Here is a 15175-nt window from a genome sequence, read left to right as displayed (position 1 = left end):
CATCAAGCGACGATCCACAGGCGTACACGCTAGTGAGTTGCAGGAGCGGGCGCCTCCACCTCCGTCATGCCCGGGCTTGTCCCCGGGCATCCACGATCTTTCTAAATCGCGGGAAAGACGTGGATGGCCGGGACAAGCCCGGCCACGACGAGCTGAGAGAGCGCGCCATATGGCCTCTCGCCGCTGCCCGCGGTCACTACAGCGTCACCACGATCTTCCCCAGGTGCTTGTTGGCCTCCATGTGCTCGAACGCCTTGTCGATGTCGTCGAAGGCAAACACCTTGTCGATCGGCAGCTGGAGCTTGCGCGACTCGACCGCGCCCCAGATGTCCTTCTTGACCTCTTCGAAGATCTCACGGATCTCCGCGATGGTGCGGGTGCGAAAGGTGACGCCGATGTAGCTGATGCGGCGGGCCGCGTGCAGGTCGAAGTTGAAATCGGCATGGGTGCCGCCGAGCCGGCCGACATTGACGATGCGACCCTTGACCCTGGTCGCCGCGAGGTTCTGGTTGGCGACTTCGCCCGAGACCTGGTCGATGATGAGGTCGACACCTTCGCCGTTCGTCGCCTTCAGCACCTCGTCGACCCATGTGGGGTCGGAGGAATCGACCGCGAGGTCGGCGCCATACTCCTTCAGCCGGCCGCGACGAGTGGCATCGGTCGAGGAGCCGATCACGAGCCTGGCGCCCTTCAGCTTCGCAATCTGCATCGCCATCAGGCCGACGCCGGAGCTTGCGCCCTGGATCAGCACGGCCTGCCCGGGCTGCACGCCGCCGATGGTGACGACGGCGTTGTGCATGGTCGCGAGTGCGACGGGCAGGGTGGCGGCTTCCTCGAAGTTCATGTTCGAGGGCGCGCGGAACAGCCGGCCGTGATCGGCCAGCGTGTATTCGGCAAACGCTGCGCCGCCCGAGCCCATGATGCGGTCACCGACCTTGACGCCCTTGGCATCCGGCCCGAGCGCGGCGACCTCGCCGGCCCATTCCATGCCGAGCACGGTGCCGGCGCCGCCGGCGGCGCCATGGGCGTGGCCCTTGCGCATGCCGGTGTCGGCACGATTGAGGCCACAGGCGCGGACCCGGACCAGCACCTGCGTGCCTTCAGGCTTTGGTTGAGCGACGTCGGAAATCGTAGCGCCACCAGGGCCGTAGACATAAGCCTTCATGTATGGCTCTCGCTTCTTGCAGTGACTATTCCGCAGCTTGCGCTGTCGGGTGAACGATCATGCCTTCGAGCCGGCTGCGGATGATGGCCTCGGCTTCGCGCACGATGCGGGAGATCAGTTCGGCGCAGGTCGGGATGTCCTGGATGAGGCCCTGGACCTGGCCCGCCGACCAGATGCCTTCGTCCGAGTTGCCGGTCGCGTAGACCATCTTGCCGCGGGCGCCCGCGACGAGCTCGCGGATGTCCTCGAATTTGGCGCCTTCCTTCTCCATCGCGACGACCTTGGTCGAGATCTCGTTCCTGGCGACGCGGGAAGTGTTGCGCATGGTGCGGAAGATCAGCTCGGTCTCGCGCTCGTCATTGGCGACGATCTTCTCCTTGATGAGCTGATGAATGGGGCTCTCTTTGGTCGCCATGAAGCGGGCGCCCATGTTGATGCCTTCGGCGCCCAGCGCCAGTGCGGCGACCAGGCCGCGGGCGTCGGCAAAGCCGCCGGAGGCGATCATCGGGATCTTGATCTTGTTGGCGGCGGCCGGGATCAAAATCAGGCCGGGGGTGTCGTCCTCGCCGGGGTGGCCTGCGCATTCGAACCCGTCGATCGAGATGGCGTCGACGCCCATGCGCTCGGCGGAGAGCCCGTGACGGACGCTGGTGCATTTGTGCACGACTTTGACGCCGTGCTTCCTGAACTCGTCGACATGTTCCTGCGGCTTGTTGCCGGCGGTTTCGACCACCTTGATACCGCTCTCGATGATGGCGGCGCGGTATTCGGCATAAGGCGGCGGCTTGATCGCGGGCAGGATGGTGAGGTTGACGCCAAACGGCTTGTCGGTGAGATCGCGGCAGCGGGCGATCTCCTTCCGGAGGTCCTCCGGCGTCGGCTGGGTCAACGCCGTGATGAAACCGAGCGCGCCGGCATTGGCGACGGCGGCGACCAGCTCGGCGCGCCCGACCCATTGCATGCCGCCCTGGACGATCGGGTGCTCGACACCGACGAGCTTGGTGAACCGTGTCTGCAGCATGATCTGTTTCCTCCGCCTGTGTGGCGCTCTGTTATCGTTTGATGGCGGCAGGATGCCGCCCGGGTCGGGAAAAGTCTATTGGGAGGGCGTGCGGTGGAAGCGGGGCGATCATGCCGGGAGTGGGGGGATTCCGCAGGGCGGATAATTGAGGTGGGTAGCACCGGTGGCGTGAGGGTTTTGTGCGCCGCTGCTTCAACACCGACGGAGGATGAGGAGCTTTCGGAGACCATCAACTTGCAATTCCGTCGCAAGGCACGCCTTCGCATCCTCGCGGCGCATTCGCCCGAGCTTTGCCCGATCGCATCACCCTCGTCGTGACAAGGGCGCAGGGAAGGCCGGGCGCCGGCTGACACCCGCAAGTCCGTGCGCCAAAGGAATGCACACGGGGTGGACCACAGGTTCGCCGGATCGCCCGGCCTTCCCTGCGCGATGGTTTTAACGTGTCCTTCGTGCTCTCCCCGGGGAGCGATGCACTATTGCCCCCGTCGCCATGCAGATAACTGATGCGCGCGCCCGGTTGGACCGCCGCATCACCGCAGGACTTGACGCACAGACCCCGGGCGTCAGGACCACACGACTTGTTCGTCCGCGCACGTCTTCGCTGGGACCTCGGGAACTGGCGTGTGCTCACACCCGAAGCCATGCGAAGACGCTGTCGGCATCGTGTCGTAGGCACGAAGGCCATTGCTCACGGCCGAAGCCGCCCTGCAATGCCTATTATGCCCGACGCCGTCGCGTCCATCGCTGCCCAGCCCGCGGTTCGTGACGATCGCGATCCGCCCCTTGTCCCGGGTCAGGGTATCGCGTACGTACGACAAATCCGAATTTCGGTAAAGTGGAAAATTTTTCCGGGCGGGGATTGACAGGGCGGGGTGGTAAATTTGCGCGGGTGTTTTGCCCGACGGGCACTCCGCCGATCCATCGTGCCCCAATTGCTTCGGCATCGTCATTGCGAGCGCAGCGAAGCAATCCAGACTTTACCCGGGGAGGGACTCTGGATTGCTTCGCTGCGCTCGCAATGACGGCGTCGCGTGGAGCGTCCTGGCGGGCTCTACTCCGTCGACAGCCGCACCATCTGGCGGCCGCCGTTCATTTCCTTGAGGCTGTTGACGAAGTTTTCAGGGCGCTGCCAGCGGTTGGGGACCTTCAATCCCATGTACTCGGCGATGTCGCCGATGAACCCGGTGCAATTGGTGGTCTCGGCGTTCCAGACCGGCGAGTTCGCTTGCAATTTCTTGATATAGGCAAACACGCGCTTGGCGTCGGCTTCGTTGAGATAGACGCGGTAGTTCGCGGTCAGATAATCTGGGTCGAGATCGCCGTAACTCGCGCCGGTCTCCGCGGGCACCCAGGTGAGGTGACCGAGCACATAGGCCCAGGTGTCGCCGGCGGGCGTGAGCCCTGCCACCTCGACGGCGCGCTCGCTGGTCTTGCCGTACCAGACGAAGGCGTGGCCCCAGCTCGCGGCCGTGCGGGCGCGGAAATCGACGTAGTACGGACCTTTCTCCGCGCGCGCGACCGCGCGCCGCGTCGTTTGCGGCGCCGGCCGTGATACGGTGTCGGTCGTGGCAAGCGCGTTTGCATCGGCAACGCGCTTGTTCGCTTCGTGGGCCGAGGCCGAGGGTGTCGTACACGCGAGCATGGCAGCGAGCGCGAATCCCGCAAGGATGCAGGGTCCCGATCGATCAGGTTTGTTCGTCACGCTATGCCCCTCGACTGTCGGCCACTCACGCAGAGTGCCTCTTCTGCGCGTATTCGCTAAGACGTCAGTAGCGCGCCGCGACCGGGCCGGGCGCCTTGCCGATCGGGGCCTTTCCAACCGGGCTCTTGCCAATCGGCATCTTGCCGATCGGCGCCTGCTCCGAATAGACGGGAACGGGCTGGCGGCGCGGCAGATCCGCAGCGTTCGCAGCCGTCACCAGAGCAAACGTAGCACCCACGACAAATACAATCTTCTTCACAGTCATACCCCTAGAAGGTTTGGTCCAAACACGGCACCGCCGTGCCCCCAGACACGCTCACAGAAGGGCGGCCGAATGCGTCCACAGTGCGGCGCGCCGGCGACATGTTGGCGGCATATGCCGGGCGCGCGGAGATGTGATGTGTCTGAAAGTTTCGAAGCCCGCGGCTGGTAGCAACCATTAAGAACGGTTGCTACGAGGCTCACCCGATCCGGTTAAGGCTGTTCCGGATCGTCGAGAAGATGCCGCCGATGTCTTTTCGCAAGCCGTCGAGTGCGTTGAAATTGTCGAAGATGCGGGCGAGGCGGTCTTCGACCTCGCGCTTGCTCCTGGTCAGTGCCTCGACGCGAGAGGCGAGGGTGACGTCGCCGCTCGCCTCGATCTCGCCGACGGTTTTGGCAAGGAGATCGCGCGTGGTGCCGACGTCCGCGATCAGGGCCTCGATGCCGAACACGGGCGCGTTCAGCGGGAGGAGGTCGGCCTGCGACTTCGACAGCTCCGTCTTGAAGGCGTTCAGCGTCGCCAGCGTCTCATGCAACGCGCCGAGGCGTTGGCGCGACTGGAGCACAAAATCGTTCAGCGCATTCTGGCGGTCGGCAAGCGTCTTGCCATCGGCGTCGGTCTCGACACCGGCGAGCGAGCGTTCGAGCTGGGCCTGGCGCTGGCCGAGCTCTTCGAAGTCGAGTCCGATGCCTTTCAGGATGTGGAAGCTGTCGTCGATGCGGGCCAGGCGCTGCTCGATCTCGATCTTGTTCTTCGACAGGGTCTCGACGCGGGTGCCGAGAGGGGCTTCGCCGCCGGTTTCGAGTTCGTCGACGCTCTTGGCGAGGCGCTCATGACCGAGGCTCAGCTCGCCGATCAAGGCATTGAGGCCGGCGTCCGACGCCCGCAGCGGCACCAGCTCGGCGTGGGACTTCGCCAGATCTTCCTTGTACTGGTTCAGGGTCGCAAAGGTGTTCTGGACCGTACCGACCCGCGACAGCAGCGTCGACACGTCGCGCGCGATATCCTTCAGCCTGTCGGCGAGGTTGTTCTTGCGGTCGTCAGTCTCGAGGTCGTGCAGCGAGCGTTCGAGCTGGTTCTGGCGGTCGCGAATCTCGGTGAAAACCGGCTCGACGGCGCGACGCTGCTCGGCGACCTTGCCGACCATGTCGCGCAGCTCCTGCTGGCGGCGGCGGATTTCGGCGAGCTGGTCGTGCATGTCGGTGGATTCGTTGCGGCCCCGCTGCAGCAGGGCGCGCTGCTCGGTCTCGCCCAGCTTGTCGTGGAGAGCGGAGACGGCCTCCCGGGGATCGCTCTCGATCAGGTGCTGGACGGTGGCGTCGAGATGGTTCTGCAGGGCGTGGGCGACGACGACGTCCTCGCGGGTCTTCTTGAGGCGATCGCGCAACGTGTCGAGGCGCCGGTCCTGGCGTGAGAGCCGCCAGGCGGAGGCGCCGATCAGTGCCAGAACCAGGGCCAGGATCGCGCCGGTCGCAATACGCTGCGGGACGGGCAGGCCTCCGAACCAGGCAGGCAGGTGGCTGACATCGTAACCGAGCGCCTGCTGGGCGAAGATCGCGACGGCGGTGAGCAGAACAAACCAGGCAACCAGGAAAAACAGCCACATCGTGACTTCCTCACGCCGGCACATTATCGCCATAGTTGCTATTGGAGAGCGGAACCGAGATCAAGGGCCGCGGGGCTTGCCGGAGGTTTCCGGTAGCGCGATCCACGGCCTGCCGCGTCAGCCGATCGATGGAGGGGCGGCGCGGGTTGCCGGGGTTTCCCGACGCGGGGTGGGGCGCTGGCTTCCTCCGCCGTCATTCCGGGGCGCGCGCGGCGCGAGCCCGGAATCCATTGATCTGCAGTCTCTGCCGCCCGATGGATTCCGGGCTCGGCGCTACGCGCCGCCCGGGAATGACAGAGTGCGCTACAGCCGAAACTCGTTGGTCAACTCGCCGATGCAGTCGATCGCGACGGTTACCGTGTTCACCGGCTCTTTCATCACGCCGACGCCGACCGAGGTGCCGACGGCAATGAGGTCGCCGGGAAGCAGGGTCATGTCGTGGGAGATCCGGCTGACCAGCTCCTGCGCGGTGAAGATCATGTCCGATATCGGATAGTTCTGCCGCTCCGCGCCGTTGAGGATGGTACGGACCACCAGCTTGGCCGGATCGAGACCGGTGGCGATGACCGGGCCGAACGGGCCGTAATCGTCGATGCCCTTGGCCCGCGCCCATTGCGGGAAGGTCGGGTCGCTGGTCAGGATGTCGTTGGCGGTGATGTCGTTGACGCAGGTGTAGCCGAAGATGAAGCTGTCCGCTTCCGCCGGCGACACCCGGGCACAGGTCTTGCCGATGACGATGCCGAGCTCGCCTTCATAGGTGGTCTTGCCGTCGTAATGAGAGGGGCGGCGGATCACGGCGCCGGGTGTCGTGATGCTGGTGGTGGCCTTCAGGAGGTAGAGCGGCTCCGGCGGCTCGGGCTGGTTGAGCTTGGCCGCGAGCGCGTGAAAATTATTCCAGAGCGCGACGATCTTGCTGGGCGCGCAGGGCGCGAGCAGTTCGACCTCCGACAGCGCCAGCGTCTTGCCCGTGGCGGCATGGCGGCCAAACATCTCGCCCTCATGAACGCTGACGCCAGACGAATTCAGCGTGCCGAAGCCGGTCGCACCGCTCTTACGGAAGCGGAGCCATTGTTTGATCTCGCCAGCCATTATGCCACCGCCAGTGCGCGCGGATCTGATGGCGTCGAGATGCCGTCGTAGAGACCGGCGATGCGGGCGCGCTGGGTCACCATCGCCAGCACTGAATCGAGCGCGGGGGTGGCGACGCCGGTGAGGCGGCCCATCTCTTGCACGACGGTGACGAGCGGGTCGATCTCCATCGGGCGGCCGCGCTCGAGATCCTGGAGCATCGAGGTCTTGTGTGCGCCGACCTTGCGGGCGCCTTCGATGCGGCGCTCGACGTCGACGCGGAATTTGACGCCGAACGTCTCGGCGATGCCTTGCGTCTCCATCATGATCGCGCGCGACAGCGCGCGGGTGGCCGGATCGGTGCAGATCACGTCGAGCGTTGCATGGGTGAGTGCGCTGATCGGGTTGAAGCAGACATTGCCCCACAGCTTGAGCCAGATCTCGTCGCGGATGCGGTCGAGCACCGGCGCTTTCAGCCCGGCTGCGACGAAGAGATCGGCGAGGCGTTGCACGTCCGGGGTGGTCTCGCCGGAGGGCTCGCCGAGCGGAAAGTTGTTGCCGTAGACGTGACGGATCACGCCGGGCGCCTCGATCTCGGTGGCGGGATAGACGATGCAGCCGATGGCGCGCGCGGCGCCGATTTCGCGCCACTGCCGTCCGCCGGGGTCGATGCTCTCCAGCGTCGCGTTCTCGTATTGGCCGCCATGCTTGTAGAAGTACCAGTAGGGGATGCCGTTGACGGCGGTGACGATGCGGGTGTGGGGCCCGAGCAGCGGCTGCATCGTCTCGATCACGCCGGTGATCGAGTGCGCCTTCAACGTGATGATGATGTAGTCCTGCACGCCGAGCTCGGCGGGATCGTCGGTGCAGCGCGGATGCACGGTGTGCTTCTCCTCGCCCGCGAGCAGCGTCAGGCCGCGCTCGCGCATCGCGGCAAGATGCGCGCCGCGTGCGACCAGGCTGACGTCGGCGCCCGCGCGCGCGAGCTGAACCCCGAGATATCCGCCGATTGCGCCGGCGCCGTAGATGCAGATCTTCATGGAATCCTCGCGAAGCAGCGGAAGCCGGATTTCGGGACGAAAGATCCGGTCCGGCTCGGAAGGGTCCGAGCCGGGTCCGGTAGTCGCAGGGGAAGTGAGGCGCTTTTAAGCTGCTTGCGGCGTGCCGTTGATCGCTTCGTCGATGAAGGATGCGATGTCGCGCATGCTGATGACGGAGACGAGGCTGTAATCGTCGATGACGGGGAGGTGCCGGATGTGATTCCGGTTCATCAGATGGCGGACGTGCTCGATCGTGTCGCTCGACGTGCAGGACACGAGCTGTTGCACCGAGACGAGCTGCGAGACCTTGACGTTGACGGCATTGGCGCCGTGCTCGGCGACGGCGCGCACGACGTCGCGCTCGGTGAACATGCCGACCGCGGTATTACCCTCGGAGCGGACCACGTCCTTCACGACCAGTGCGCTGATATTGTTGGCGCGCATCAGCTTGGCGGCGATACCCACCGTTTCGTTCATTCGCACCGTGACAACGCGCGGTGTCTTCTTGCGCAGAATGTCTCCGACCAGCATTGCAACCTCCCTGGGTGAATGATGAGCCAAGTGTGGTATACATAATGCCAATCGTCAAGCATTCGATTTGGCTGATCCGAAAAATCTTGCGGCAGTCATGCTGACATTTGCCGTGAGCCAAAAAGAAAGGGGCGCATCGCTGCGCCCCTGTCTCACCCGTGCAAGGTGCGTGTTCGTTATGCCGTCTCGGTCTTGGCGTTCCCGGTCGCGGCGTTGGCGCTCTCGGCTTCCTTGCCGAGGATGAAGGAGCGGCGCATCGGCTTGATCACGAACAGCGCCGTCAGCGCCGCCGTCGCGTTCAGCGCCACCGCGACCACGAATACGGCCTTCCAGCCATAGGTGGCCGAGATCACGCTTGCGAGCGGAACGAGCAGGGATGCCGTCCCCTTCGCGGTGTAGAGCATGCCGTTGTTGGTGGTTGCGAACTTCGAGCCGAAGGTGTCGCCGCAGGTCGCCGGGAACAGCGAGTAGATCTCGCCGAACACGCCGAAATAGACCGCGGTGGCGAGCACGAAGACGACGGGCACGTGGCCATAGGCCGACAGCGTCAGCAGCATCAGCGCGGCGGTGCCGAAGGCGATGAACATGGTGTGCTCGCGGCCGATCGTGTCGGAGACGAAGCCGAAGAAGGGACGTCCGAAACCGTCGAAGATGCGGTCGAGCGAGATCGCGAACGTCAGTGCCGCCATTTGGAAGCCGGCGAGCGTGACCGGCGTGTCGGCGATCTTGAAGTCGTGCGCGATCGGGGCGATCTGCGCCGCAGTCATCAGGCCCCCGGAGGCGACCATGACGAAAACGAGATACATCACCCAGAAAATAGGGGTGCGCAGCACCTGCGGCGGGGTGAAGTCGATCTTGGTCTGCGGCAGATTGAGCTGCTTCTTCTTCGGCGGGATCGAGATCCGCGGCGGCTGGATGAAGAAGGCGAGCACGAAAACGATTACGCCCTGGCCGATGCCGAAGGTGAGGAACGCGTGCTGATAGCCGCTCGTTGCGATCATGGTCGCGATCGGCACAACGGTGAGCGCAGCGCCTGCGCCGAAGCCGGCGGCAGTCGCACCGGCGGCGAGGCCCCGACGATCGGGAAACCATTTCAGCGCGTTGCCGACGCAGGTGCCGTACACCGCGCCCGCGCCCATGCCGCCGATGATCGCGGCCGCGTAGAGCAAAGTGAGGCTATCGGCATAGGAGTTGAGAATCCACGACAGCGCGATCATGACGCCGCCGAACATGATGACGATGCGCGGGCCGTACTTGTCGACGAACCAGGCCTCGATCGGCACCAGCCAGGTTTCGGTGACGACGAAGATGGTGAAAGCGAGCTGGATCGCGGCGCGTCCCCAGTGGTGCGCGTGGTCGATCGGATCGACGAACAGCGTCCAGCCATATTGCAGGTTGGCGATCATCGCCATGCAGACGATGCCCATGACCAGCTGGAGCCAACGGAAACCTGTGCGGAGAGGCGCGGCCGTGACAGCGCCATCGGTGCTGGAAATCATCAAGAACCTCCCAAGCGCCTGTCTGCTTCGACACCGGTTGAAAGATGACCTGATGTCGCAATATTGTGGCTTATCGTCGCAAGCGCTGCTGCGACCTTGGTATACCATATTCCAGATTGCAAGCCCTATCTTGGCGGGCCGCAGATAAAATATGCGGAGTTCCGTCTGGGAACGGCGGGTTCATGAAAACGTCGCGCAAACGAAAACGCCCGGCCGCGAGGCCGGGCGTTTTGCGCGAGAAGCGCTTTTGGAGTGCGTCAGACGGTCGATTGCGCGACCACAACCTTGCGCCAGGGCTTGAGCACCGCGATCGCCAGCGCCGAGGCCAGGATGTTGGCGCCGGCCGCGATGATGAACACGTTGTCCCAACTGCCCGACGACTGCTGCATGTAGTTGCCGATCGGGACCAGCAGCGCGGCGGTACCCTTGGCGGTGTAGAGCAGGCCGGCATTGGTGGTCGCGAACTTGGCGCCGAACGTGTCGGTGCAGGTCGAGGGGAACAGCGAGTAGATCTCACCCCAGGCGAAGAACACGAAGCCCGAGAGCAGCACGAACCAGAGCGGATCGTGGCCCCAGAGGTAGAGCATCCAGATGCCGATACCTTCCATGCCGAAGGCGATGAACATCGTGTTCTCGCGGCCGATCATGTCGGAGATCCAGCCGAAGAACGGACGCGTCAAGCCGTTGAGCACGCGGTCGATCGTGGCCGCGAAGGTCACCGCGGTCATCGTCACCGCCATCAGCGTGACGGGCACGTTGTCGATCTTCCAGTCGGCCGCGATCGGCTTCAAATTGGCCGTCACCATCAGGCCGCCGGCGCCGACGATCACGAACATGAAGTACATCAGCCAGAAGATCGGCTGACGCAGCACCTCCGTCGGCTGATAGTTGCGGCGGGTCTGCTGCAGATTGGCGTTCGCCACCACGCTGGGCACCTGGCCTGCCTTCGGCGCCAACAGGAAGAAGGCGAGAATGCAGATAATGATGCCTTGTCCGAGACCGAAATAGAGGAAGGTGGTCTGGAAACCGCTGTCCTTGATCATGGCCTGGATCGGCGCGACGGTCAGCGCAGAGCCTGCACCGAAGCCCGCGGCCGTGATGCCCGCCGCAAGACCGCGCTTGTCGGGAAACCACTTCAGCGCGTTGCCGACACAGGTGCCGTAGACGCCGCCGGCGCCGATGCCCGCGACGATCATGCCGAGATAGTAGCCGTTGAGCGTGGTCGCCTGCGCGTTGATGGCCCAGCCGATGGCGCAGAGCACGCCGCCGACCAGCACGACGAGGCGCGGGCCGTATTTGTCGACGAACCATCCTTCGATCGGCACGAGCCAGGTCTCGAACAGCACGAACAGCGTAAAGGCCCATTGGATCGACGCGCGATCCCAGCCGAACTTCTTCTGGATGTCGGGGACGAAGAACGTCCAGCCGTATTGATAGTTGGCGATCATCACCATCGCCGCGACACCGACCGCCAATTGCGCCCAGCGATACGTGTCGCTAACGCGCGCGGCGGTTGGGGCCGTTGCCTGCACCATGTCCGTCATAAAGCCTCCCGTGGCGCCTCTAATTTTTCTGCGAGCGCTGGAGGGGCATTCTTGTATGCATTATGCCAAGCTTCAAGCGCTGGTCCGGCCACCGTGCGCAAATGTCGCAGGACCGCACCCGGCTGCGGCTGTGACTCAGGACAGCACAAGTAGAAATGGCCCCGTCATCCGGGGCCATTCATCAAAAGTCGTATGCAAACCGATATAAAACCGTCCCGCAGCGCGGCGGCGGGGGAGGCTGCCCGGCTTACAGGCCGAAGCGCGGCAGGTCGCCGTTGTGGTTCGAGATCTTGGCGCTCGCCATCAGGAGGCGGTCGATCGTGGCCATCAGGCGGGCGAACAGCGAGGAGGAGGGGGCGAGAGCGACGGAAGCGGTCTTGGACATCGGAAATCCCTTTCTTGAGACGGTCAGCAGTGCTGTCTCATTTCGAAGGGCAATCTATGTATACCAGATGCCAAAGTCTATGCATGCCATTGCATAGCAGCATTTAGCTCTTCGCATTGCAGCATAACAATCCGTTAAATCGGCCGATTTGAGCGCGATATGCCCCAACCCCGCCGAAACTCTATCATTTGACCGCCGATGTCCAAAAAACGGAGCCTTGGCAGCGGTGCGCGAAGCCGCTAGTGGTCTGCCCCCTTCCAATCATCTGTCAGAGTGGTTCATGTCGAGCGCCTCGCCCGCCGTCTCGATCGGCATCGATTTTGGGACCAGCAACACGGTCGTGGCCCTTGCGGCGGACGACCGCCGGGTGGAGGCCATCCGCTTCGATCATGGCGGACAGCGCCACAGTGTCTTCGTATCGGCGCTGTGCTTCTGGGAGGACCGGCCGGGAGCCGGCGCCCAGGCCGAAGGCGGTCCGTGGGCGATCGAGACGTTCCTCGAGGGACGGCATGTCTACCGCTTCCTCCAGTCGTTCAAGACCTTCGCCGCGAGCTCCAGCTTCAACACCACCCAGGTGTTCCGGCAGCGCTACAGGTTCGAGGATATTCTGGCGGCGTTCCTGCGGACCCTGGCGCGCCATGGCGGTGACAGATTCGGCTTCGAGACGTCCACCATCACGGTCGGCCGCCCCGTCCGCTTCGCCGGCGGCAATCCCGACGAGGCGCTAGCGATGCAACGTTACCGGGCCGCGTTCGAGCGCCTTGGCGCCGGCCACGCGCGCTATGTCTACGAACCCGTGGGTGCAGCGTTCTCCTTCGCCCGCCGTCTGGAGCGCGATGCGACCGTGCTGGTTGCGGATTTCGGCGGCGGCACCAGCGATTTCTCGGTGATGCGGTTCTCGCGTGCCGGCGGCGCCTTGCGCGCCGAGCCGCTCGGCCATGCCGGCATCGGGATTGCGGGCGATACCTTCGATTACCGCATCGTCGATCACGTCGTCTCGCCGCGGCTGGGCAAGGGCTCGAGCTTCCGGTCGTTCGACAAGGTGCTGCCGATCCCCACCGGCCACTACACAAATCTCGCGCGCTGGCATCAGCTCGCGATGATGAAGAGCAACGGCGACCTGCGCGAGCTCCGGGAGCTTGCGCGCACCGCGGTGAAGCCGGCTCTGCTCGAGGATTTCATCACCATCGTCGATCTCGACCTCGGCTTTTCGTTGTACCGCGCGGTGTCTGACGCCAAGGTCGCGCTGTCGGCGCAGGACCAGGTGGAGTTCCGCTTCAAAGGCGGCGGGGTCGACATTGGCTCGACCATCACACGGAAGAATTTCGAAGCCTGGATTGCCGACGATATCGCGAGGCTCGGGGCCACCGTCGACAAAGTGCTGGGCGAAGCCGGCATCACCGCGCGCGACGTCGAGAAGGTGTTTTTGACCGGCGGCACGTCCTTCGTGCCCGCTGTCCGAAAACTGTTCGCCGAGCGGTTCGGCAACGAACGGCTGATGTCGGGCGATCAGTTCGAGTCGATCGCCTACGGTCTTGCTTTGATCGGACACAGCCCGGACCCCGACCGCTGGACCGCAAGCGGCGGGATTGCGCCGCGGGCAGGGACGTAGGGCATTCGCGCGATTGTGTGCGCCTCGTCCTTCCAGACGCTATTGCTTGATCTCAGGCTCGACGAGCCTCGCCAGATTGCGCAGCGATTCCTGCCAGCCGAGATAACATGCCTCCGGCGGGATGACGTCGGGGATGCCAGCCTGCGTGATATCCACCTCGGTGCCGACGGATACTTTCTTCAGGATCACGGTGACCTGGATCTCGCCCGGCAGATTGGGGTCGTCGAACCTGTCGGTATAGCGCAGACGTTCGCCGGGGACGAGTTCGAGATATTCGCCGCCGAAAGCGTGGCTGTTGTCCGTCGTGAAGTTGCGGAACGACATCTTGAACGTGCCCCCGACCTTCGGCTCGAAATGATGGACGGTGCAGGTGAAGCCGTTCGGCGGAAGCCATTTCGCCAGCGCATCCGCCTCCAGGAAGGCGCGATAGACTTTCTCCGGGCTGGTGGTCAAAACGCGGTGCAGGCGAACAGTGCTGGGCATGATCATCTTCCTCATGAATCGCCGGGCTCGACGTCAGCGTCTATTGCCCTTTCATGTCTAGATGACGGACGAGATACCGCCGATCCGACAGCGCGTCTCGAATTTTTTGATGGATGATTGGCAGACTGCCGCCACGTCCTGCGGCGTCATGGTGAATGCGAGATTTTAGCCGGGGATCGTCGGAATGTTCCGCCCGCCTGCTGCGTGAGGCGCCGACGGCGGAAGCTGGCCGGCGATCACGCGCTCGACTGCATCGGTTGCAGTTATTGATCGAGTCGAATCTGCGCGGTTTTGACAATGTCCTGCCAACGCGCGATCTCTTCGGTCATCCGCCGCTTGAGCGGTTCGGGGCCTCGCTGGTCCGGCGGTGGCAGGATCAAGCCTACCAGTTCGAGCCGTTTCCGCACGCCGTCATCGTCGAGCGCTGAGCGAAGCGCATCCGAGAACCGGTCGCGAATGGCGTCGGGAGCGCCTTTCGGCAGGTAGAACGCGAACCAGCTCGATGCGACAAACTGTGGAAGCCCTGCTTCCCGGGACGTCGGTGTGTCCGGCAATTGCGGAACACGTGCGGCGGCCGAAACGGTCAGAAAACGCAGATTGTTGTCACCCAGGAAGGGAAGAACGTCGCCCAACAGTCCACAACTGAAGTCGCTGCGGCCCGCGACCAGGTCAGTCATCGCCAGCGCTGATCCGCGATATGGCACCTCCACCGGTTTGAATCCGATCACGGAGGTGAACAGCAGACAGCTGATGTGGCTGATCGAACCGACACCCGCATGGCCCAAGGTGAGGTCCGGGCCACGCGCCTTGGCGATCGCAATGAACGACGCCATGCTATCTGCGGCGAGGTCGCGGCGAACGACGACGAGGATCGGCGTTTCCGCGACCAGGCCAATCGGCGTGAAATCAACCAGCGGATCGTAACGGAGATTTGGATACAGCGCGACCGATGCCGCATGCGTCCCGACGTGACCGCTGACGAGCGTATAACCGTCGGGCGCGCTTTTCGCGACGCGCGTTGAGCCGGTCGTGCCGCCCGCCCCAGCGACGTTCTCGACAATGATCGGCTGTCCGAGTTTTCGCGCCATGTGTTCGGACACGATCCGGCTCATCACGTCATTCGGGCCGCCAGCCGCGAACGGGACGACCAACGTGATCGGTCGTGACGGGAACGGCGACTCGGCGTGTGCCGCATTCAATAGTGTCAGCACCGCAGCTGCGACGAGGGCCGTGTGCTTGCGTTTCAGAATCATATGG

General features: G+C 64.1%; 14 protein-coding genes. 1 reads left to right on the top strand and 13 read right to left on the bottom strand.

The window, feature by feature from the left end; all coding sequences use genetic code 11:
• Positions 1–196 precede the first annotated feature (196 nt).
• From ABIC03_RS05360 to ABIC03_RS05310, 11 genes are all read right to left on the bottom strand, one after another.
• Entirely contained in the window at positions 197–1165 is a 969-nt protein-coding gene (locus ABIC03_RS05360; protein WP_354056135.1) for a quinone oxidoreductase family protein, read from the bottom strand.
• Between the two features lie 25 nt (positions 1166–1190).
• The gene (locus ABIC03_RS05355) at positions 1191–2186 is read right to left on the bottom strand and encodes an NAD(P)H-dependent flavin oxidoreductase (RefSeq protein WP_354056133.1); all 996 of its coding nucleotides are present in this window, start codon (positions 2184–2186) and stop codon (positions 1191–1193) included.
• 1051 nt (positions 2187–3237) lie between these two features.
• On the bottom strand, positions 3238–3888 hold the full coding sequence (locus tag ABIC03_RS05350) for a hypothetical protein (RefSeq protein WP_275167720.1): 651 nt from the start codon (positions 3886–3888) through the stop codon (positions 3238–3240).
• 64 nt (positions 3889–3952) lie between these two features.
• Complete coding sequence (locus ABIC03_RS05345) at positions 3953–4153, bottom strand: hypothetical protein (RefSeq protein ID WP_275167719.1); 201 nt, start codon at positions 4151–4153, stop codon at positions 3953–3955.
• Positions 4154–4349: 196 nt separating this feature from the next.
• Positions 4350–5756 (bottom strand): coiled-coil domain-containing protein, encoded by a 1407-nt coding sequence (locus ABIC03_RS05340; RefSeq protein ID WP_354056130.1) that lies wholly within the window; start codon positions 5754–5756, stop codon positions 4350–4352.
• A 303-nt stretch (positions 5757–6059) separates the two neighbouring features.
• On the bottom strand, positions 6060–6845 hold the full coding sequence (locus ABIC03_RS05335; RefSeq protein ID WP_354056128.1) for a fumarylacetoacetate hydrolase family protein: 786 nt from the start codon (positions 6843–6845) through the stop codon (positions 6060–6062).
• Entirely contained in the window at positions 6845–7864 is a 1020-nt protein-coding gene (locus ABIC03_RS05330) for a 2-dehydropantoate 2-reductase (RefSeq protein WP_354056126.1), read from the bottom strand. The genes ABIC03_RS05335 and ABIC03_RS05330 overlap by 1 nt, the downstream gene beginning before the upstream one ends.
• A gap of 105 nt (positions 7865–7969) precedes the next feature.
• A complete protein-coding gene (locus tag ABIC03_RS05325; protein WP_354056124.1) occupies positions 7970–8395 on the bottom strand; it encodes a CBS domain-containing protein in 426 nt (141 codons plus the stop codon).
• Positions 8396–8571: 176 nt separating this feature from the next.
• Complete coding sequence (oxlT, locus tag ABIC03_RS05320; RefSeq protein WP_275167714.1) at positions 8572–9894, bottom strand: oxalate/formate MFS antiporter; 1323 nt, start codon at positions 9892–9894, stop codon at positions 8572–8574.
• 257 nt (positions 9895–10151) lie between these two features.
• Entirely contained in the window at positions 10152–11438 is a 1287-nt protein-coding gene (oxlT, locus tag ABIC03_RS05315) for an oxalate/formate MFS antiporter (RefSeq protein ID WP_275167713.1), read from the bottom strand.
• A gap of 247 nt (positions 11439–11685) precedes the next feature.
• A complete protein-coding gene (locus tag ABIC03_RS05310) occupies positions 11686–11823 on the bottom strand; it encodes a hypothetical protein (protein WP_007608347.1) in 138 nt (45 codons plus the stop codon).
• A 280-nt stretch (positions 11824–12103) separates the two neighbouring features.
• Here ABIC03_RS05310 and ABIC03_RS05305 point away from each other — a divergent pair, with 280 nt between their 5' ends.
• Positions 12104–13435 carry an Hsp70 family protein gene (locus ABIC03_RS05305; protein WP_354056121.1) on the top strand — a complete coding sequence of 444 codons (1332 nt, stop codon included), beginning with the start codon at positions 12104–12106 and terminating at the stop codon, positions 13433–13435.
• A gap of 39 nt (positions 13436–13474) precedes the next feature.
• On the opposite strand, the gene ABIC03_RS05300 is transcribed toward ABIC03_RS05305, so the two are convergent.
• Together ABIC03_RS05300 and ABIC03_RS05295 are read right to left on the bottom strand one after the other, a co-directional pair.
• Positions 13475–13918, bottom strand: coding sequence for an SRPBCC family protein (locus tag ABIC03_RS05300; RefSeq protein WP_354056119.1), 444 nt, complete (start codon positions 13916–13918; stop codon positions 13475–13477).
• A gap of 263 nt (positions 13919–14181) precedes the next feature.
• Positions 14182–15171: a Bug family tripartite tricarboxylate transporter substrate binding protein gene (locus tag ABIC03_RS05295; protein WP_354056117.1), complete on the bottom strand. Its 990-nt coding sequence runs from the start codon at positions 15169–15171 to the stop codon at positions 14182–14184.
• Positions 15172–15175: the final 4 nt, after the last annotated feature.

It is taken from the genome of Bradyrhizobium sp. RT6a (assembly GCF_040547675.1).
In the GTDB taxonomy this organism is placed as follows: domain Bacteria; phylum Pseudomonadota; class Alphaproteobacteria; order Rhizobiales; family Xanthobacteraceae; genus Bradyrhizobium.
This window is presented reverse-complemented; position numbering and strand designations above follow the sequence as displayed.

What these genes read in the sequence shown, in the direction of transcription:
- ABIC03_RS05360 (WP_354056135.1), bottom strand. Translation starts at nt 1,165, where the DNA reads ATGAAGGCTTATGTCTACGGCCCTGGTGGCGCTACGATTTCCGACGTC.
- ABIC03_RS05355 (WP_354056133.1), bottom strand. Translation starts at nt 2,186, where the DNA reads ATGCTGCAGACACGGTTCACCAAGCTCGTCGGTGTCGAGCACCCGATC.
- ABIC03_RS05345 (WP_275167719.1), bottom strand. Translation starts at nt 4,153, where the DNA reads ATGACTGTGAAGAAGATTGTATTTGTCGTGGGTGCTACGTTTGCTCTG.
- ABIC03_RS05340 (WP_354056130.1), bottom strand. Translation starts at nt 5,756, where the DNA reads ATGTGGCTGTTTTTCCTGGTTGCCTGGTTTGTTCTGCTCACCGCCGTC.
- ABIC03_RS05335 (WP_354056128.1), bottom strand. Translation starts at nt 6,845, where the DNA reads ATGGCTGGCGAGATCAAACAATGGCTCCGCTTCCGTAAGAGCGGTGCG.
- ABIC03_RS05330 (WP_354056126.1), bottom strand. Translation starts at nt 7,864, where the DNA reads ATGAAGATCTGCATCTACGGCGCCGGCGCAATCGGCGGATATCTCGGG.
- ABIC03_RS05325 (WP_354056124.1), bottom strand. Translation starts at nt 8,395, where the DNA reads ATGCTGGTCGGAGACATTCTGCGCAAGAAGACACCGCGCGTTGTCACG.
- oxlT (WP_275167714.1), bottom strand. Translation starts at nt 9,894, where the DNA reads ATGATTTCCAGCACCGATGGCGCTGTCACGGCCGCGCCTCTCCGCACA.
- oxlT (WP_275167713.1), bottom strand. Translation starts at nt 11,438, where the DNA reads ATGACGGACATGGTGCAGGCAACGGCCCCAACCGCCGCGCGCGTTAGC.
- ABIC03_RS05310 (WP_007608347.1), bottom strand. Translation starts at nt 11,823, where the DNA reads ATGTCCAAGACCGCTTCCGTCGCTCTCGCCCCCTCCTCCTCGCTGTTC.
- ABIC03_RS05305 (WP_354056121.1), top strand. Translation starts at nt 12,104, where the DNA reads ATGTCGAGCGCCTCGCCCGCCGTCTCGATCGGCATCGATTTTGGGACC.
- ABIC03_RS05300 (WP_354056119.1), bottom strand. Translation starts at nt 13,918, where the DNA reads ATGCCCAGCACTGTTCGCCTGCACCGCGTTTTGACCACCAGCCCGGAG.
- ABIC03_RS05295 (WP_354056117.1), bottom strand. Translation starts at nt 15,171, where the DNA reads ATGATTCTGAAACGCAAGCACACGGCCCTCGTCGCAGCTGCGGTGCTG.